This window comes from Enterococcus sp. DIV1537a (assembly GCF_051712085.1).
Classification (GTDB): domain Bacteria; phylum Bacillota; class Bacilli; order Lactobacillales; family Enterococcaceae; genus Enterococcus; species Enterococcus faecalis.
This window is the reverse complement of record NZ_JBIOOE010000001.1, coordinates 1,628,132-1,647,943: the sequence shown is the minus strand read 5'-3', so window position 1 is coordinate 1,647,943 and position 19,812 is coordinate 1,628,132. Positions and strand designations below refer to the sequence as shown.

Here is a 19,812-nt window from a genome sequence, read left to right as displayed (position 1 = left end):
TGGACCTCCAAAAGTAAAATTTAGGTTCATTGTAGTCTACTTTCTTTAAATTTTTGTATTGATATGTTAACACAAGCGCAATAAGAAGCGGCCATCACAATTAATGTACAGCCTTATACATTAATTGTGTGTGGCAAAGCAATTTCAATGTTGATAAGCTAGCAGTAGTTAGAATAATTATTATTTAGTTTCTAATTCCAAAAAAGGTCAAGGTGAGTAAGCAATGAAAAAAATCAACGAACAATTAAAAATGAAAATGCCAACCTACAAAAGAAAAAAAAGCATTGCTTATTTCTTTTACTCTTGTCTACTATTGGTAACGATTTCTTGTTTTTTGAGCGTGCATTTTCAAGAATGTGAGGCAGCTTCACTCTATCAAGCGGGAGGGATAGCCATTGATTTGAGAACTGATTTACCTTATGGAATGGAGATAAGCCATGACGATGGTGGTGGTCCTGATGGATCATTTGGAGGAAAATTACACGTAAAATTATCCGGAACAGTGGACACTTCTCATACACAAAAAATTACTGCTCTTGCTTTCGATACCGATGGGATGCAATATGGTCTGATGTTTCATTTACCAGAAAATATAAGTGCAGATAATTTTAAAGCGGCTTATGACAAGGCTTTTGCGGATAATCCAGAAAATTTTTATTCAATTAGTGGACAAAAAAATACACGAATATCAATCATCAACACAAAAGGAATGCGGACGTTTAACGGTTTTTCAGAAGATGGTTCACCAGGGTGGGGTGATCCCGAACAAGACTATAGTGGGGTTGATACTGAGCATCAGGTGATGTTTTGTGAACGTGGAGATTCTATTGATTTGTCTCTTGGGAAAATTTATGACATTTGGAGTAATGAACCTGATAAAACTAAAATAACATTTGAGCTTCATTTTGATTTAGATGTGGCAACTTTGATGAAATATGGCGATTCGAAGGATTATTCCCTCAATAAAAGTTTAACGAAACATCGCTTACCTGTATCAAATGTTTTGTCGGATGGTAATGAGAGTGATCAATTTTCGTTATCGGCAGATTTTTTGGGCCGGACGTATGAATTGGGTAGATTTTCAGATACAACGAATACAGTTAATCATAATATGGTAACGGCTAGTGCAGACATGTGGTTACGTGCGACAAGTTTAGCGGCAGCAGCAAAGCAAGATCCAAATAATTTGAATCATCAAATTATCACTGGAATTACCGGAAAAGTGGCTACTTGGTCTTCTTATATCTCGCCATGGGACAGCGGTGATAAAGACAATCCATTATCCAATTACAATACCCAAGATGCCTCTAAATATCCTGAAATACCTGAAAGCAAAACGATGTTACCAGGGGATTTTTTATCACCAAAGTTTACGATGAACCAAAGACAAGACAATCCGCTTAATTGGACAGATGGGTATGTTGCTCAACGGTTTGCGCGTGTAGTTAATTTTCATACTCACACAGTTGATCCTAAGGCCAATGTGAATGTCTCTTCACAACAACAAAACGGGTTAACAACCTATTTATTTAGTGGCAAAGATGGTTGTGGGCTGCCGTTAGTCAACCCGCCAGGAACGGATTCTGAAGAGCCCACAGATAAAACATATATGCGCGTCACAACAGATCCCTACCAAGTGCCAAGTTTAGAAAAGGTAGCTTTTGTTAAAGGTCAAACAACATTTCACCCACAACAAAAGATACCAGTAGAACTAACCGTTAAGGCTCCGACAACTAGAAAAGTTCAGATTGAAGAAAAAATTTCAGGTGCTGCCCAAACTGATTTTCATAAAATTGGGGAGCAAGATTTAAAAAATTTACCAGTCACAGATGATTGCGTTAGTTTTAACTGTTTAGCAGATGCTTTACCAACTTCAGGAGATTACACATTAACATTTAGAATTCTTGATGTTGATGATACATCTAAAAGCTACTCAAATGAGAAAAGTTTAGCTGTGCACATTGATCAAGCGCAAATTAAAGTTAAATCTCAAGATACGATTTATCAATATACTCAATGGCAACCAGAAAGTGAAGTGACTAGCTTACAAACACCAGATGGTAAAAAAGGTGATTTTCGAGACGTAAGTGTCACCATATATAAACTGGACGGAGAGCAAAAGGTCCCAGTAGATGCAGTGGATACAAAAGTGGTTGGTAAATATGAAATTGATTATAAATACCTAGGATTGGAGGCGCAGACTGCACTAGAAGTCATTCCCTCTTCAGCTCATATTGGTGCACATAACGACAGCTTTTCTGTGGGGACGCCCTTCGATCCAAAACGTCTTTTTGATAGTGCAACAGATAATGATGGACAGTCCATTCCTTATAGTAAGATAACGATTCGCTATACGCCTAAGCAGGTAAACGATGAAGTAGCGGGCATCTATAGAATTACTTATGATATCTCTAAAATAGTAGGTTTTAGTAAAAGTATTACCGTTGATTGGACCTACTATTACTCTAATCGTCTAGACTTTTATCACTTATCTGAACAACTAATGCCTTTTGAGAATGTAAAATTTAATGGCCAAGATCAAACACAGACATTAAAAAGTTGTGAGATGAACATTGAAGATACGGGGGATCCTAATCGGACAACTGGCTGGCAGCTTGAAGTAGCCTATAATTTAAATGATCAGAAAACACAAGCGTGGAAAGACGCAGGGCTTGATCTCACGCTAAATCCAAAGTCAGTCGATTATGTAACAACTGAGCAAAATATCATGGTTAACGATGAGCAACAATTAGTAGCTGGCGTAAGTAACCAATCTATCAAAAATAAAAAAGTTTTGACGAAATTACAATTATTGCCCACATTAACTATTTCAAAAGTCACACCTGCTGGTAAATATGAAGCTCAGTTAATTTGGAACTTAGAAGCAACACCGTAAGGGAAGAGGGAATAGCTGTGAAATGGTTTATCTATGATTTATTGTTTGTTGCCTTTATTCTCGGTTTGCCAATTCAAGTACAAGCTGAAGACAAGACAACTGACGCACAAGCTGGCACAAAAGTCATGGTAATAGTGAAAGAGAGTGAGGATATTGTTCCACATCCCAATGAGCTTATACCGCAGACTAACGATATGCCAACTTCACGAGGACAACCTAATTTTTTACCAAAAACAAACGAGATTACGTCTCAAGAGACGCTTTTAGGAATCGTGGTACTCGGAAGTACATTAATCGTTGGACTTTATAAAGAAAAGAGGAAAAATAATGAATAAAAAAATAATTGGTTTAACTGTCACTTTAGGAACGGGGATCTTTTTAATTGGACAACAAACTGTGAATGCGGCTGATAATACCAATACCACAGCGAATGTGTCGGTTTTGGGTGGCGGATTAACCATTACACCATTAGCACAAATTAACTTTGGGACGGTGACAAAAGACGGCCAAGATCATACGCAACCAGATCAAAGCAAGTCGCAACTTATCATTAATGATAATCGTGGGACAACGAATACAGGTTGGTATCTGACAGCGAATTTAGAAGATAAAGGAAAAGGTGTCACTGGCTTAGACGGAATGACACTTCATTTAGACACTAAAAAACCTGACGGATCTTCTGAAAAAGGTACCTTTACGGGCGTTGATTTAACCACAGATGCTTCAACCATTATTTCGCTAGATAAAAGTGATATCCGTTTATCAGACACTGTCACGACAGCCGATTTAAATGCAACGTTAAATATACCTAAAAGTATTGCTGCAAATACCTACTCTGGGACCATCGTCTGGAATGCCATCGATGGAGCACCCGCCTAAGAATTTAACATAAAACGATGTAAGAAAACGAGGCAGATAAATTGAAAAGAATTTTAAAGATACTTTTTATATTGACTATTCTCTGTTTAGGTGGAGCGATGCGTGCCTGGGCAGATCCGTCTAATACCAATAGTTCAGCAACAATTGACAATGCGAATGCGTATACAGTCACACCCGTTTTCGGAGCAACTCAAAATAACAAAACCAGTAATTTTTTTGATATGACATTAACTCCGAAACAAAAAGATACATTCAAATTAACGATAACCAATACTACGCCGAACCCTCAAAAATTTAAAGTTCAGGTAAATACAGCAACAACAAATAGTAATGGGATAGTTGACTATACAAAAAGTAGCTTTGAAAAAGATCCATCGATGAGTTTGGTACTTAGTGATTTGATTAGTCCCAATAGGAAGGACATTAGTGTTCCTGGTAAACAATCACAAACGATTGATTTTCAAATAACGATGCCAGAAAAGTTATTCTCAGGAATTTTATTAGGTGGAGTGACGATTCGACCTGTAGAGATAGCTGGGGACCAAAGCAAGGGTGGAATTCAAAATGTTTATATGCATACGATTGCTATTCGGGTGAATGAAACAGCAGAGACCATACCTGCAAAATTGGAAAGTGGTTCTGTTAAAATTGGGCAAATTAACCGCCACAATACTGTTTCGATGGAAATTAAAAATCCACAGCGGAAGTTATTGTCAAAAGTCGAAGGAGATTTTTTTGTTAAAGAAAAAGGAACAAACAAAACGATCATTCACGAAAAGAAAAATAATCTGAGTTTTGCACCAAACACAAGGTTTGACCTGCCTATTTTACTGAAAGATTCGTTTAAACCTGGAGACTATACCTATACCATTAAGTTGAAAAATCATGAGGGGAACTGGACGTTCTCAAAAGATTTCACGATAAACAAGAAGCAAGCTGATCAGTATAATAAGCGTTCTGTTGATCATAAAGCCAAAAACCTTTACTGGCTTAAGTACCTCATGGCCTTTTTAATTCTAGTTATTTTAGGTACCGTCTGCTATATCTTGGGAAAAAAGAAGGGAAAAATGAGGTTGTAAAACCTGCCTTTAAAATAGTTGACAATTATGCAGAAAAAATCATGCTAGTATGAATTATCTATGATATAAGGGAAGAAGGGCTGTCTAGCAAGGATAAACTGTCAAATTAGCGTTAATTTACGCAAGTCATTGGTGTTCCTTATTTTGGAAAGTAGTATTATACTATTATTGTTCAATGATTCACAATGGAAACAAGGAGGAAAGAACCATGTATAAAGCAATTGTCGCAGCAAAAGGAAAAACAACAAAAATTGTTGAAAAAGAATCGCGTCCATTGAAAGATAATGAAGCGCGGTTGAAAATGGAAGTCTGTGGTGTCTGTCATACGGATTTACACGTTAAGAATGCAGATTTTGGCGATGTTAGCGGTTGTACCTTAGGTCACGAAGGAATTGGGATTGTGACGGAGGTTGGAAAAGACGTTACTAGTTTAAAAATTGGTGATCGTGCATCTGTTGCATGGTTTTATGAAGGCTGCGGGCATTGCGAATATTGTACTTCTGGTCGAGAAACGCTTTGTCGTTCAGTAAAAAATGCTGGATATACAGTTGATGGTGCCATGGCCGAAGAATGCATCGTCACAGACGGTTATGCAGTGAAAGTGCCAGAAAATTTAGCATCAGAGCCAGCTTCCTCTATTACTTGTGCAGGGGTAACAACCTACAAAGCGATAAAAGAATCTGGGATTCGTCCAGGTCAATGGCTAATGATTTCAGGATTAGGTGGGCTAGGTAATCTAGCTTTACAATATGCCAAGCATGTCTTTAATGCAAAAGTAGTAGCTGTTGATGTGAATGATGATCAGTTAGCTTTTGCGAAAGAAATGGGTGCTGATCTTTTAATTAATCCAGTTAAAGATCCTGATTTTGCTGCACAACTTCAAAAAGAAATTGGTAGTGTCCATGCAGCAGTAGTCACTGCGGTAGCTAAATCAGCATTTAATGGCGCAGTAGATGCAGTCCGTGCGGGAGGAACGGTTGTCGCCGTTGGATTGCCTGTTGAGACAATGGATTTATCTATTCCACGTCTTGTTCTTGATGGCATTCACGTAGTCGGATCGTTAGTTGGAACCCGTCAAGATTTAAGCGAAGCTTTCCAATTCGGTGCAGAAGGAAAAGTTGTTCCTGTTTGTCAAACACGCCAACCAGAAGAAATTAATGCTATTTTTGAAGAAATGGAACAAGGAAAAATTCGCGGGCGAATGGTCATTGATTTTCGCAGTTAATTTAGTTTTTTAGTGATTCGTTGATTTAATCTGAAAACCATGAAAGGATGGATGGAATGTTTGCGAATCTTACTCTCCGTGAGAGACGACTGCTTAAGCAAGCACAAGTGGGAGCCACAATTAGCTTTATTCTTTTGTTTGTACCAATTCTGACAATCAGTCTTTTGCATACCAGTGATTTATTAGCAAAATGGCTAGGTATAGTTGGGGTAATTATGGTTTTACCATTGTTGTATTTTGCGTGGCAGATTTTAAAGATAGCCTATAAAGATCAAAAAGATAATCCAACGCCTCCTTTGTGGGTTCCGAAAGTTTATGGAATTGGGCTTTCGATCAATCCCTATCACAGGTTTGGAAAGTTAATTTTTATATTGCTAGCGTTACTGATAGTTGGCATCATCATTAGTTTGCTTTTCACACCAGCAAGTCAAATCAATCACTAAAAAAACGAGTAATCAACACTCTCTTGCTGAGCAGGAGGGTGTTGATTATTTTTAAATAGACTAAATTTGAGCAACAGGTATTAGATTTTTGAAAAAAGTCTTTCTTTTTCTGATGTAGATATTTTCGTAATAAAATCATCATTATAAGTGAATTAACAGGTTTATCAAGGCTTAATACTTGTTAATGGTGGCTGCTATAATTAACCGTTGACAAACACAAAAAAACCATCATACGATAATTATGTTATTAAAAAAGTGAAAAATTGGTAGTCAATAAATAAAAGCGCATTCATAAGGAAATTGTGATTCTGTACTAAAATTTTTATATAAGATGAAAATGGATTGTTTTCATTTAATAATTTATTGAAAGGATGTGTTTATGAAGGGTTTACTGAAACTGACTTTCTAACAGTCTCAGTAAACTAAGAAAATCGTTATGACTTTTCATCTGGATAAAACTTTGTTGGATTTTGGATTTTGTGAGTAATTGTGTCGGAACTATTCTATGGGGAGCAATTTTAAGGAGGAAAAAATGAACAAAGAGTATCAGGGTAAAAAAATTTACGGTAAAAAGCACTGGTTGACATTTTTATTAGTGAGTTCGTCTGTATTGGCGTTCCATTCGTTTGTTACGATGGATTCTCAAGTGGTTGATGCGCAAGAGCAAACAGCAAAAGAAGACGTAGCTGATTCAGCAACGTCAGTCGGAGCAATTGTGGCGATTGAAAAAGCGGAGAAAAACTTTGTCATTACGTATGCTTCTGGAAAAAAAGCACAAATTAGTATTTTAAACGACCATCTTTTTCGCTATCATCTAGATCCAACTGGTAAATTTGAAGAATATCCAACGCCAAATGATCCAAAGCATGTTGCGAAAATTACGGCTAAAACAATGGCTGACTATGGAACACAAGCCTTTGAGCAAACGAACGTCACAGATTCAGGAAACCAATTTATTCTAGAAAATAATGGTTTAAAAATTATATTCGAAAAAGAAAGCGCTTTAATGAAGGTTCTAGACAAGAAAAAGAATCAAGTCATTTTAGAAGAAACCGCTCCGCTATCCTTTAAAAATGATAAAGCTACACAAACGTTAAAACAAAGTAGTCAAGAAAATTATTTTGGCGGAGGAACTCAAAATGGTCGATTTACGCATAAAGGAACAGCTATCCAGATTGTCAATACGAACAATTGGGTAGATGGCGGAGTAGCATCGCCTAACCCATTTTATTGGTCAACTGCAGGGTATGGCGTTGTTCGAAATACATGGAAACCTGGCAACTATGATTTTGGAAGTCATGATCCACAAACAACCACAACAACGCACGAAGGAACAGATTTTGATGCCTTTTATTTCTTTAATGATTCCTCAGCAGGTATTTTAAAAGATTACTATGAATTAACCGGGAAACCAGCTTTGATGCCAGAATACGGGTTCTATGAAGCGCATTTAAACGCGTATAATCGGGACTATTGGGTGAAAGTAGCAGAAGGAACCGCGGGAGCAGTTAAGTTTGAAGATGGTAATTTTTACAAAGAATACCAACCAGGCGATCTAGGAAACTTAAATGGCACGCTAGAATCTTTAAATGGAGAAAAAGAGAATTATCAATTTTCTGCACGCGCAGTTATTGATCGGTATAAGAAAAACGATATGCCATTAGGATGGTTCTTGCCAAATGACGGCTACGGTGCTGGCTATGGCCAAACAGATTCATTGGACGGCGATGTACAAAACTTAAAAGAATTTACAGAGTATGCTCAAGCCAATGGTGTTGAAGTGGGGCTGTGGACCCAATCTAATCTCCATCCAGCGGATCCTAAAAATCCTAAAAAAGGAGAACGGGATATTGCGAAAGAAGTTAGTGTCGCTGGTGTTAAAGCCCTCAAAACTGACGTGGCGTGGGTCGGGTATGGGTATTCCTTTGGCTTAAATGGTGTAGAAGATGCTGCAAATGTTTTTGTAAAAGAAACAGACGGCGCAGTTCGTCCGATGATTGTTTCATTAGATGGTTGGGCCGGAACCCAACGGCACGCTGGTATTTGGACAGGCGATCAAACGGGTGGTCAATGGGAATATATTCGCTTCCATATCCCAACATATATCGGGACTTCATTGTCTGGCCAACCAAATGTTGGTTCAGATATGGATGGAATTTTTGGTGGAAAAAATAAAGAGGTCAACATACGTGATTTCCAATGGAAAACTTTTACACCAGTACAGCTAAATATGGACGGCTGGGGCTCCAATCCGAAAACGCCATTTGCTTTTGATCAAGAAGCCACAGATTTGAACCGAGCGTATCTAAAATTAAAATCAATGATGATGCCTTATAACTACAGTATTGCCAAGGAATCAGTTGATGGACTACCAATGGTACGGGCTATGGCTTTAGAATTTCCTAATGAAGGAACAGCATATACAAAAGATTCTCAATACCAATATATGTGGGGACCCAATTTACTCGTTGCCCCAATTTATAATGGCAATCAAGATGAGGCAGGAAATTCAATCCGTGATGGAATCTACTTACCAGATGAAAAACAAGTCTGGGTTGACTTATTTACAGGCGAAAAATATCAAGGTGGCCGTATCTTAAATGGAGTAAAAACACCGCTGTGGAAGGTGCCCGTTTTCGTCAAAGATGGCAGTATTATCCCAATGACGAATCCAAACAACAATCCAAAGGAAATCCAACGAGATCAACGATCTTTCTTGATTTATCCAAATGGCGCCACTTCTTTTAATATGTATGAAGATGACGGAATTTCAACTAGTTATGAAGCTGGGCAATCAGCTACGACTAAAATAAATAGTCAAGGCCCTAAATCAAACGAAAAAGGGAATCTGACCGTTACTATCGAACCGACAAAAGGAAGTTACAAAGACTTTGTTGATGAACGAAGCACCACGCTTGATTTGTTAGCTTCAGAAGCGCCCGAAAGCGTAACAGCAATGGTGGGGGGAACAGAAGTAACCTTGAAACAAGCAGCTAATAAAGAAGAATTTTTAGCTGGCACAAATCTATATTATTTTGATAAAGAATTCCAAGTGAATCAGTATCTTTCTGAAGCTTCAGGAGAAAAACTGAACCAATCAGCGTTATCAGTAAAACTAGCGAAACAATCTGTGACCGCCAAAGATGTTCAAATAACTGTCAAAGGTTTCATTAATAAAGGAACGGTTGACGTAGGAAATACAACGGTCGATGACCAGTTAACTATTCCGGCAAATGTCGCAATCAATGAAGAAAAAACAACGCCATCTTCTTTGACTCTTCAATGGGATCAAGTAACTGAGGCAACAAGTTATGAAGTAGAGCGTGACGGGACTGTTTTCGGAAATATTCAAACGAATACAGCAACATTTGATGGATTTTCCTTCCTAAGCGAACATACTTTTCGAGTTCGAGCTGTTGGAAAAAACGGGGTCTCTGAATGGAGTGAACCGATTAAAGGAAAAACACAAGATGATCCCTATAAAGAAACAATTAATCAAGTCAAAGCAACAAGTAATTTACCAGAACAACCAGGCGCAGAATTGAAGAAATTAACAGATAAAGATTTGAGTACAGGTTGGCATACGAACTGGTCAACCGGCATCGCTAATCCAAGTGATGGAAATTTCTTGACTTTAAAATTTGATCTTGGTGCGGAGTATCAAATGGATAAAATTGAATACTTGCCAAGAGACAATGCCGGCAACGGAAATATTTTGCAGCTCCAGTATCGGACGTCGAAAGATGGAGCTAATTGGACAGAGTTTTCAGAGCCTATTAACTGGAAGCAAGATGCTTTGACAAAAAACATTGAAACGAAGGACCAAGCGTATCGTTTTGTTGAAATGAAGGTATTAAAATCGGTGGGTAATTTTGGCTCTGGTCGTGAGATGCTCTTTTACAAACAACCAGGAACAGAAGGAATCTTACATGGAGACATTACTAACGATGGAACGATTGATGAAAATGATGCAATGAGTTATCGAAACTATACAGGCTTAGAATCTGTGGACAGTGACTTTAATGGCTATGTTGAAAAAGGCGATTTAAATAAAAATGGGGTAATTGATGCTTATGATATCAGTTATGTTTTACGACAATTAGATGGTGGGATTGAAATACCTGATGTCGAAGAAATTGCGGGCGGTTTATCCCTTGCTGTGGTTAATGAAAATGGCAAGGATACCTATCTTCCTGGCGATACATTAACCTTTACACTTAAAGGTCAAGACTTAAAAAACATTAATGCGTTAAGCACAAAAATGTCCTTTGATTCTAGCAAATTTGAACTTGTCGGTCAGCCTGCAACCACGAATAATACAAAACAAATGGAAAATTATTCTAAATATCGGAAACATTCAAATGATGTGGAGAATCTATATTTAGTTCTTAGTAATCAAGGAAATAAACAATTGTTGAATGGTTCAATGGACTTAGTTACCTTTAAAGTTAAAGTAAAAGAAACAACTCGCGTAAAACGTGCGACAACTGTTGAGCAGCCATTACAATTTGATATGAGTCAAGGCTTATTAGTAGGCCAAGGATTCCAACAAGCCACACTTTCAGATTTTTCTGTAACAGTGAAGCCAACAGAGCTAGTAGATAAAGAGTTATTACAAGCGCTAATTACGCTAAATCAAGCACGTGTCGAAAAAGAATATACGCCTGAAACTTGGGCAATTTTTAAACCAGTCTTAGATGAGGCAGTAGTTGTTCTAGCCAATGAACAAGCCACACAGACAGACGTTTCTGTTGCTGTGGAAAATCTAGAAAAGGCTGTAGAACAGTTGGAAAAAATGCCTGATGTAGCGAATAAAGCTGATTTAGAAAAAGCAATTCAAGAGGGGCTGGCGAAGAAACCAAGTGATGGGCAAGAATTCACCGAAGAAACTAAAAAAGTTCTTGAAGAGTCATTAGCAGCAGCTCAAAAAGTATTTGCTCAAGAAAAAGTTACTCAAGAAGAAATAGACCAAGCGACTAAAACATTACGTGAAGCAATTGCACAATTAAAAGAACAACCCGTCGCCGTTAATAAGGAAACCTTAAAAGAACGAATCGCTCAAGCCCAAGGAAAAAAGCCAGAAGAAGGATACAAATTTACAAAAGAAACAGAAAAACAATTGCAAGAAGCAATTCAAGCGGCTGAAGCAATCGTAGCGAAAGAAACGGCGACAAAAGAAGAAGTCTCAGAGGCTCTAAACGTATTGGAAACTGCAATGGCTCAATTAAAAGAAGTACCCCTTGTAAATAAAGACCAATTACAAGAAGTTGTCAAACGAGCGCAGCAAGTCACTCCAAGTGAAGGGCACCAATTTACTGCCTCCTCGTTACAAGATTTACAAAAAGCGCTTTTAGCAGCTAAAAACACATTGGAAAACCCAGCAGCTAATCAAAAAATGATTGATGAAGCGGTTGCTGAATTAACTAGTGCCATCGATGGGTTACAAGAAGAAGCGTTAGTTACAGATAAAAAAGCCTTAGAGGCAATGATAGCCAAAGCAAAAGCAATCAAACCATCTGCCGGAAAAGAATTTACCAGCGAGTCTAAAGCGCGCTTAACTGAAGCAATTGACCAAGCGGAAGGGATTTTAGCTGATAAAAATGCTCGGCAAGAACAAATTGATACTGCTGAAAAAAATGTAAAAACTGCTTTGGATAGTTTAGAGGAACAAGTCCTTCAAACGGATAAAACAAAGTTGAAAGAACTGCTTCAAAAAGCAGAAACATTGAAACCTAAAGCAGGAAAACAATTTACAAAAGCATCGCAAGAAGCTTTAGCTGAAGCAATTAAACAAGCAAAAGCACTTGTTGAGGACCCAAGTGCGACGCAAGAAGCTGTGGACAAATGTTTAAGTATTTTAGCACAAGCCATTGAAGCAATGGCAGAAGAGCCAATCAGTAGCAACTCTACAGGCAACAATGGAAATCATGGCACGGTTAGCGGGACTGGTGGTGTAACCAGTCCAGGAAAGGGCACAGCAGCAGGTGGAACGACAACAAAAACCACCACTTCTGGTACTTTGCCAAAAGCAAATGAAGTTGTTTCGCCAATCTGGTCAATTAGTGGTTTTCTATTGATAGTAAGTATTGGTTTAGGAAAATTATTCTTCAAAAATAAAAAAGACCAAAATTAGCGTATCATTAACTTACAAGGCGCATTTGTACAAAAACAGTGTGCAAATGCGCGAGTATGTAATAGGAGAGGATTTTTACGAATGAAAAGAAAGAAAATCAAGAATCAACTACTTGTTTTAACAAGTATTCTCGTTCTTCTGAGTTTGGAAGTCGCTCCAGTTGTTACGTTGGCTGCAGAATTACCAAGTAGCTCGCTACAAACAGCTCTGTCCTCGGAAACGACAATTACTTCGGAAGAAAAAGTAATTGAAACAACCGAAACAACCGAAACAACTGTTGCTACATCGACAACGTCCACTAGTAGTTCGTCATCTGAATCAAATAGTTCTACCGATACGACTACCGAATCAACGAGTCATTCAACGACAGAAACGACAACCACAAATACTAGTTCTGAAACAAAAAAAGAACCTACAGAGTCAACGGTATCATCAGAAATCACGCAGCCTGTTGAACAATCGCAACCACCACAAGTTCCTGTGACCAAGCAAGAACCTGAAGAACCTATTCAAGTTCCTGAAGCCACCAATAACGTTGTTGAAGAAAATCAGGCTGTATCGTTAAATCCGTCCCTCAAAGTAGATGAAATCGCTTCTTCAAATTTAAAAGGCTACGAACTTCCACTGTTGTCGTCTTTTGGCGAAAAGAAACGGGCAGTCGTGGTGGCTGAAGCATTAAGACACGTTGGGAAAACAAAAAAAGAATTTAATTTGACAGAGCAAGTATTGACCAGTAGTTTCCTTGCCCAAAAAATTTACCAACAATTATTTAAAATAGACATTGGCAGTACGCCGCAAGAACAAATGACATTTGGTAAAGTTCGTTCTATAGAGGAGGCAGAACCTGGTGATCTGATTTTTTGGCAAACAGCTGAAGGAAAAACGCTTCAAAATGGTGTTTATCTTGGCCAAGGAAAATATTTAATTGCCGCAGCGGAAGCGGATTCTAAAGAGAAACCAGAAGTAATCGCTCAGTTAGAGAATATCTATACTGCCAAACAACAACCAGACTCAAAAGAGGAAAAACGCTTGGTAGTGACTAATCCTTTTAAGGAGTTCACATTAACGGAGTATGGCAAAGAAGTTTTAGCAACATATGGTGCATCATTTGAAATGCAGAAGTCAGAACAAACCACAGCGTTTATTAAAAAAATTGGTGAGACAGCCAGAGAACTTGGCGAAAAATACGATGTTTTTGCATCAGTGATGATAGCTCAGGCTATTTTAGAAAGTGGCTCTGGCGAAAGTCAACTAGCCAAAGAACCTTATTATAATCTCTTTGGCGTGAAAGGTTCGTTCCAAGGAAATAGTGTCAGCTTTTCAACAAAAGAGGCTGATCAGAGGGGCCAACTTTATACAATTTCCGCTGGGTTTCGCGATTACGGTGGCTATAATGACTCACTGCAAGATTATGTTCAATTACTCCGACAAGGGATTGACGGAAATCAAGATTTTTATAAACCAGCGTGGCGTTCGGAAGCCAAAAACTACCTTCAAGCAACGCGTTTTTTAACAGGTAAATATGCAACAGACAAGCAATACGATAATAAATTAAATTCGTTAATTGCGGTTTATAACTTAACGCAATTTGATTTACCAAAAACAGTGGACGGTTTGATTATCCAATCTAAAAATGAGCTGTCGGAAGCGGAACAGCAACAAATGCATTTTCCAGTCTATGATGGGATCAATTATAATCGAAGTGGTAGCTATCCCGTGGGCCAGTGTACGTGGTATGTCTATAATCGTTTCAAACAGTTGGGCACTTCTGTGGATGAATTTATGGGAAATGGCAGTGACTGGGGAAGAAAAGGACGTGCATTAGGCTATCAAGTTAGTTCATTGCCTAAAGCTGGTCGTGCGATTAGTTTCCAACCAGGAGTTGCTGGCGCAGATAATCAATATGGACATGTTGCTTTTGTTGAAGCGGTCACTTCTGATGGAATCATTATTTCTGAAAGCAATGTCATCAATGATCAAACGATTTCGTATCGTGTCTTACCTAATGTAATTGCTTATAGTAGTGGCGTGACCTACATTGGCGCTTAATCGACTCATTCAACAGGAAGAACTGTGGATGTTTAAGTAAAAAATTAGCACAATGATCCATGTGTGAACTAACAAATTAAAATAACCAGAATCGACCAATGAATTGATTTTGTCATGTATAAAATGACAAGAACAGTTTGGCGGTTGATTCTTTGTTTTTCATCAACGAAGAGACAATCGTCCTCATGATTCGTTAGCAAAAGATGAATAGTCCAAAGTACTCTTTCTTGATACTTTGTTATTTTATGTTTTTGTTTGCAGGAAACTACTGAAATCGCTATACTAAATTTATGTGAATATACTAACAGACAATCAATTTTTTATCTCTTTTATTGGTGTATAAATTGATTGAACATTATAATCATTTGTCTTTTGTTGTGTAATTTTATATCTTCTTGAGAAAGGGATGAGTGAACAAATGGCTATTTATATATTAGAAGACCAAATTATTCAAGCAAAAGCGTTAGAAGCATTGTTAACAAATATCCTACATTCAAGAAATATTTATAATGAAACAATCCATTTATTTTCACGTTCAGATGAATTATTACAAGTGGCATACCAGGACGCCCAACTAAATATCTTTTTCCTAGATATTCAAATGAACAATCATATCCAGGCAGGATTTGAGGTTGCTAAAGAAATCAGAAAAACAGACAGTGAAAGTCTGATTGTATTTATTTCTACTCACACAGAATTAGTTTTAACTTCCTACAAATATATGGTTTCAGCTCTTCAATTTATTCAAAAGAACGTGGATTTTCTAGATTTCCAAAAAGAGGTTGAAACATGTGTCGACGCATATATTCAACAAAAAGAAAATATAAAGACAAAAAGTGAATATATTATCATTAACTTAAAAGCGTCCTCTATAAAAATGGATATTAATGATATTTATTTCTTTCAAACGGAATACGATCATCGTGTGTCAATGGTTGGTAAAAATTTTAAAAGAGAATTTTATGGAACGTTATCAAAAATTGAACAACTGCATCCAGATTTGATTAGAGTCCATCAATCAATCATCATCAATAAAAAATATGCGTCAAAATTAAATTATAAAACGCATCTTTTAACTATGAGAGACGGAACGGAAGTACCAGTCTCAAGAAGATATTATACTCAGGTCAAGGGGCTATTTCTTACTTAGGGAGGAATAATGACTAATTAAGGAATTATCTATCTATTAGTCACTATATTCGTTATAATTTAGTGCAATACTTGAAGAGGAGGGCGATATGCTAATCGATTGGATTCTAAAAAATATTATGGATATGGATCAGGAAGATCAATCAGGAAAAACACAATGGACAAAGTATTATCTAACGGTTTATTTTTCTGGCTTATTTAATTTTCTGATGATTCTGATTTTATCAGTTTTATTTGGGACGTTAAGCGAAACCTTTATTGTATACGTCGTACTGATTTTTTTACGGCCTGTCGCAGGTGGCTGGCATGCGAAAACCAAATGGCTCTGTCGTCTAGAAAGCATTGTTATCTATGTTGCCATACCATTTGTATTGAAAAATTTTTCTGTGAGCTTACCGTTTATTTATAAAATTCTATTGATTTTCCTCTTAGTTGTATTATTTTATTGGTATGCGCCACAAGGAACAGCAATCGAACCTGTTCAGCCATCTGATTTAAACGTGCTCAAAAAGCAAAGCCTTATAAGGGTGTGTTTACTTATTTTATGTAGTCTGTTTGTCAAAGAAAAGATTGCTTCAGTAATACTCTACGGTCTCGTCATCCAAGGTCTGATGATACTCCCTGTAACAAAAAATTTAATTGAAGGAAGTGTTTTTATGAAATTTGGTAAAAAAATAATTAAAAATGTTATTGAAAAAAGAGTTGCAAAAGTCAGTGATGGTGTGGGAACTAAGCCTAGATTAAATCAAAATTCGCCCAATATATTTGGACAATGGATGGGACAAACTGAAAAACCTAAAAAGAATATTGAAAAATGATTTTGTTGTTATTAGCTACTAACGTTTTGCTTGTATCTAGCTTTATCGTTTTTGTCTTTTTACGAGTAACATTGATCAAGATTGAATGTAAAATACCGTTACTTTCATTGCTTATTGTCATTAATCTTTGTTCGTTTGCGGCATTAATGTTGGGCTACTCTTGGTTGATTTATGCGCTGACAGTCGTTATTTTTACAGGATTTTTACTTATTCACAAAAAGAGGTTTTCAATTTTTAAAGCGATATTTTTATCCGTTTTTACATTGCTTATGGTTTCATTTATCAATTACACGGAGCAAACGATTTTAAGTGTTTTTTTTCAACAGATTTATCAAAATAAATTATTATGGATTGCCTCAAATGTTATTCTGTTGCTTATAAATATCTGGATTGCTTTAAAAATTCCCAATAGTGTTTTTTTAAGATTAAATCGTGTGTTAGAAAATAGCCGAATTTTTTTTGGTTGTTTACTTTTATTGTTGATTCTGTTGTTACTTTTTGTGTTTTTGATTTCGCCAGAGATTTCACCTGACTTTATGCGAGGATTTGTCACGGTAAATAGTTCTAAATTGGAGTTATTAATAAGTGTAGGTTTATTTTTAATTCTGATTGGCTTAGTCATTGAAGCTTATTTGGAAGAACAACGTATCAACACTCAATTATTGAATAATTTAACGATTTATACTGAAAAAATAGAATCCATTAACGAAGAGCTAGCGATGTTTCGTCATGATTATAAAAATTTATTGTATAGTTTACAAATTGCTATTTCATACGAAGATATTCTGGAAATCAAAAGAATTTATGAAGAAACGATTGCACCAACCAAAAAAATTATTGATAATGAAGAATTTGAACTTATGAAGTTAAATCGTTTGAAAAATATGGAACTTAAGGCACTCATAAGTATGAAAATTAATACCGCAAAGCAAGCAAAACTAAAAGTGATTGTTGATGTGCCAGAAGTATTTATTCTTGATACATCAATCGACTTAGTGGTTGTGATTCGTTTGTTGGCTATTCTATTAGATAACGCGATTGAAAACAGTGCAAAATCAGAATTGAAAATGTTCGCAATCTCAATTTTTAATAAAAATGAAACGCAAGAGTTTGTGATAACAAATAGTGTTCAAGCCGAATTTGATTTTAGGGTTATGAAGAAAAACAAATTTAGTTCTAAAAGTAACCCTGAAGAGCATGGTTGGGGATTGTTATATGTAAAAGAAATTGTTGATTTTTCAGATCAATTTGATTTACAAACGTCCTTCAATGAAGGATCGGTCACTCAACATTTAATTATTGAAAAAAATCATAACAGTAAAAAAGTTGTTAACGAATGAATTTGTTAACAACTTTTTTACTATGGTATTAAGATATGAAGGACAATCCAGGGAAAAATGTCGGCTAATTAAGGAATTTAGATAGTGCTGGTTAGGTAGTTATCTATAATGAAAATAGCAACAAAATATTTACGCAGGGAAAGGGGCGGTCGTTTAACGGGAAAGATTAGGGAGGATAAAGCAATACTTTTGTTGGGAAAAGAAATAAAAGGAAACTGGGGAAGGAGTTAATTGTTTGATGAAGGGAAATAAAATTTTATACATTTTAGGTACAGGCATCTTTGTTGGAAGTTCATGTCTATTTTCTTCACTTTTTGTAGCCGCAGAAGAACAAGTTTATTCAGAAAGTGAAGTTTCAACAGTTTTATCGAAGTTGGAAAAGGAGGCAATTTCTGAGGCAGCTGCTGAACAATATACGGTTGTAGATCGAAAAGAAGATGCGTGGGGGATGAAGCATCTTAAGTTAGAAAAGCAAACGGAAGGCGTTACTGTTGATTCAGATAATGTGATTATTCATTTAGATAAAAACGGTGCAGTAACAAGTGTTACAGGAAATCCAGTTGATCAAGTAGTGAAAATTCAATCGGTTGATGCAATCGGTGAAGAAGGAGTTAAAAAAATTATTGCTTCTGATAATCCGGAAAATAAAGATCTTGTCTTTTTAGCTATTGACAAACGTGTAAATAATGAAGGGCAATTATTTTATAAAGTCAGAGTAACTTCTTCGCCAACTGGTGACCCCGTATCATTGGTTTATAAAGTGAACGCTACAGATGGAACAATTATGGAAAAACAAGATTTAACGGAACATGTCGGTAGTGAAGTAACGTTAAAAAACTCTTTTCAAGTAGCGTTTAATGTACCAGTTGAAAAAAGCAATACGGGAATTGCTTTACACGGAACGGATAACACAGGGGTTTACCATGCAGTAGTTGATGGCAAAAATAATTATTCTATTATTCAAGCGCCATCACTAGCGACATTAAATCAGAATGCTGTTGACGCCTATACGCATGGAAAATTTGTGAAAACATATTATGAAGATCATTTCCAACGACACAGTATTGATGATCGAGGGATGCCCATCTTGTCAGTTGTTGATGAACAACATCCAGATGCTTATGACAATGCTTTTTGGGATGGAAAAGCAATGCGTTATGGTGAAACAAGTACACCAACAGGAAAAACGTATGCTTCCTCTTTAGATGTAGTTGGTCATGAAATGACACATGGTGTGACGGAACATACCGCCGGTTTAGAATATTTAGGACAATCAGGTGCGTTGAATGAATCCTATTCTGATTTGATGGGTTATATTATTTCGGGTGCATCTAATCCGGAAATTGGTGCAGATACTCAGAGTGTTGACCGAAAAACAGGTATTCGAAATTTACAAACGCCAAGTAAACACGGACAACCAGAAACCATGGCTCAATACGACGATCGAGCTCGGTATAAAGGAACGCCTTATTATGATCAAGGCGGTGTTCATTATAATAGTGGAATTATTAATCGGATTGGTTACACCATTATCCAGAACTTAGGCATTGAAAAAGCACAGACTATTTTCTACAGCTCGTTAGTAAATTACTTAACACCTAAAGCACAATTCAGTGATGCTCGTGATGCGATGCTTGCTGCTGCAAAAGTTCAATATGGCGATGAAGCAGCTTCAGTGGTGTCAGCAGCCTTTAACTCTGCTGGAATCGGAGCTAAAGAGGATATTCAAGTAAACCAACCAAGTGAATCTGTTCTGGTCAATGAATGAAAAAAATTCCCCAATTAAATAAAAATGGATAAG

12 protein-coding genes are annotated in these 19,812 nt (G+C 36.8%); all 12 read left to right on the top strand.

The window, feature by feature from the left end:
• Positions 1-223: 223 nt before the first annotated feature.
• The 12 genes from IGJ41_RS08150 to gelE all read left to right on the top strand — a co-directional run bounded on the left by IGJ41_RS08150 (position 224) and on the right by gelE (position 19,779).
• The gene (locus IGJ41_RS08150; protein WP_438714215.1) at positions 224-2,896 is read left to right on the top strand and encodes a bacterial Ig-like domain-containing protein; all 2,673 of its coding nucleotides are present in this window, start codon (positions 224-226) and stop codon (positions 2,894-2,896) included.
• Entirely contained in the window at positions 2,872-3,231 is a 360-nt protein-coding gene (locus IGJ41_RS08145) for a peptidase (protein WP_104855862.1), read from the top strand. Before IGJ41_RS08150 ends, IGJ41_RS08145 begins: the two co-directional genes overlap by 25 nt.
• Entirely contained in the window at positions 3,224-3,775 is a 552-nt protein-coding gene (locus tag IGJ41_RS08140; RefSeq protein ID WP_002357217.1) for a hypothetical protein, read from the top strand. The genes IGJ41_RS08145 and IGJ41_RS08140 overlap by 8 nt, the downstream gene beginning before the upstream one ends.
• 98 nt (positions 3,776-3,873) lie before the next feature.
• On the top strand, positions 3,874-4,854 hold the full coding sequence (locus IGJ41_RS08135) for a DUF916 and DUF3324 domain-containing protein (RefSeq protein ID WP_104855861.1): 981 nt from the start codon (positions 3,874-3,876) through the stop codon (positions 4,852-4,854).
• A gap of 208 nt (positions 4,855-5,062) precedes the next feature.
• Positions 5,063-6,079, top strand: coding sequence for an alcohol dehydrogenase AdhP (gene adhP / locus IGJ41_RS08130; protein ID WP_104855860.1), 1,017 nt, complete (start codon positions 5,063-5,065; stop codon positions 6,077-6,079).
• 47 nt (positions 6,080-6,126) lie between these two features.
• Positions 6,127-6,522, top strand: coding sequence for a hypothetical protein (locus tag IGJ41_RS08125; protein WP_162783019.1), 396 nt, complete (start codon positions 6,127-6,129; stop codon positions 6,520-6,522).
• A gap of 505 nt (positions 6,523-7,027) precedes the next feature.
• A complete protein-coding gene (locus IGJ41_RS08120) occupies positions 7,028-12,655 on the top strand; it encodes a TIM-barrel domain-containing protein (protein WP_438714212.1) in 5,628 nt (1,875 codons plus the stop codon).
• 81 nt (positions 12,656-12,736) lie between these two features.
• Positions 12,737-14,704 (top strand): amidase domain-containing protein, encoded by a 1,968-nt coding sequence (locus tag IGJ41_RS08115; protein ID WP_104806307.1) that lies wholly within the window; start codon positions 12,737-12,739, stop codon positions 14,702-14,704.
• 418 nt (positions 14,705-15,122) lie between these two features.
• Entirely contained in the window at positions 15,123-15,854 is a 732-nt protein-coding gene (gene fsrA / locus IGJ41_RS08110) for a response regulator transcription factor FsrA (RefSeq protein ID WP_153853948.1), read from the top strand.
• A gap of 88 nt (positions 15,855-15,942) precedes the next feature.
• Positions 15,943-16,671 carry a quorum-sensing system protein FsrB gene (gene fsrB, locus IGJ41_RS08105; protein WP_010824736.1) on the top strand — a complete coding sequence of 243 codons (729 nt, stop codon included), beginning with the start codon at positions 15,943-15,945 and terminating at the stop codon, positions 16,669-16,671.
• Positions 16,668-18,011 carry a sensor histidine kinase FsrC gene (gene fsrC / locus IGJ41_RS08100; protein ID WP_153853949.1) on the top strand — a complete coding sequence of 448 codons (1,344 nt, stop codon included), beginning with the start codon at positions 16,668-16,670 and terminating at the stop codon, positions 18,009-18,011. The genes fsrB and fsrC overlap by 4 nt, the downstream gene beginning before the upstream one ends.
• A 235-nt stretch (positions 18,012-18,246) precedes the next feature.
• Positions 18,247-19,779, top strand: a complete 1,533-nt coding sequence (gene gelE / locus IGJ41_RS08095) for a gelatinase GelE (protein ID WP_080480214.1) — start codon at positions 18,247-18,249, stop codon at positions 19,777-19,779.
• Positions 19,780-19,812: the final 33 nt, after the last annotated feature.

Bases quoted from the DNA above. Each gene is read 5' to 3' on its own strand.
- fsrC (WP_153853949.1), top strand. From the start codon at position 16,668: ATGATTTTGTTGTTATTAGCTACTAACGTTTTGCTTGTATCTAGCTTT.
- IGJ41_RS08150 (WP_438714215.1), top strand. From the start codon at position 224: ATGAAAAAAATCAACGAACAATTAAAAATGAAAATGCCAACCTACAAA.
- fsrA (WP_153853948.1), top strand. From the start codon at position 15,123: ATGGCTATTTATATATTAGAAGACCAAATTATTCAAGCAAAAGCGTTA.
- IGJ41_RS08135 (WP_104855861.1), top strand. From the start codon at position 3,874: ATGCGTGCCTGGGCAGATCCGTCTAATACCAATAGTTCAGCAACAATT.
- IGJ41_RS08115 (WP_104806307.1), top strand. From the start codon at position 12,737: ATGAAAAGAAAGAAAATCAAGAATCAACTACTTGTTTTAACAAGTATT.
- IGJ41_RS08125 (WP_162783019.1), top strand. From the start codon at position 6,127: ATGGATGGAATGTTTGCGAATCTTACTCTCCGTGAGAGACGACTGCTT.
- adhP (WP_104855860.1), top strand. From the start codon at position 5,063: ATGTATAAAGCAATTGTCGCAGCAAAAGGAAAAACAACAAAAATTGTT.
- IGJ41_RS08120 (WP_438714212.1), top strand. From the start codon at position 7,028: ATGGGGAGCAATTTTAAGGAGGAAAAAATGAACAAAGAGTATCAGGGT.
- IGJ41_RS08140 (WP_002357217.1), top strand. From the start codon at position 3,224: ATGAATAAAAAAATAATTGGTTTAACTGTCACTTTAGGAACGGGGATC.
- fsrB (WP_010824736.1), top strand. From the start codon at position 15,943: ATGCTAATCGATTGGATTCTAAAAAATATTATGGATATGGATCAGGAA.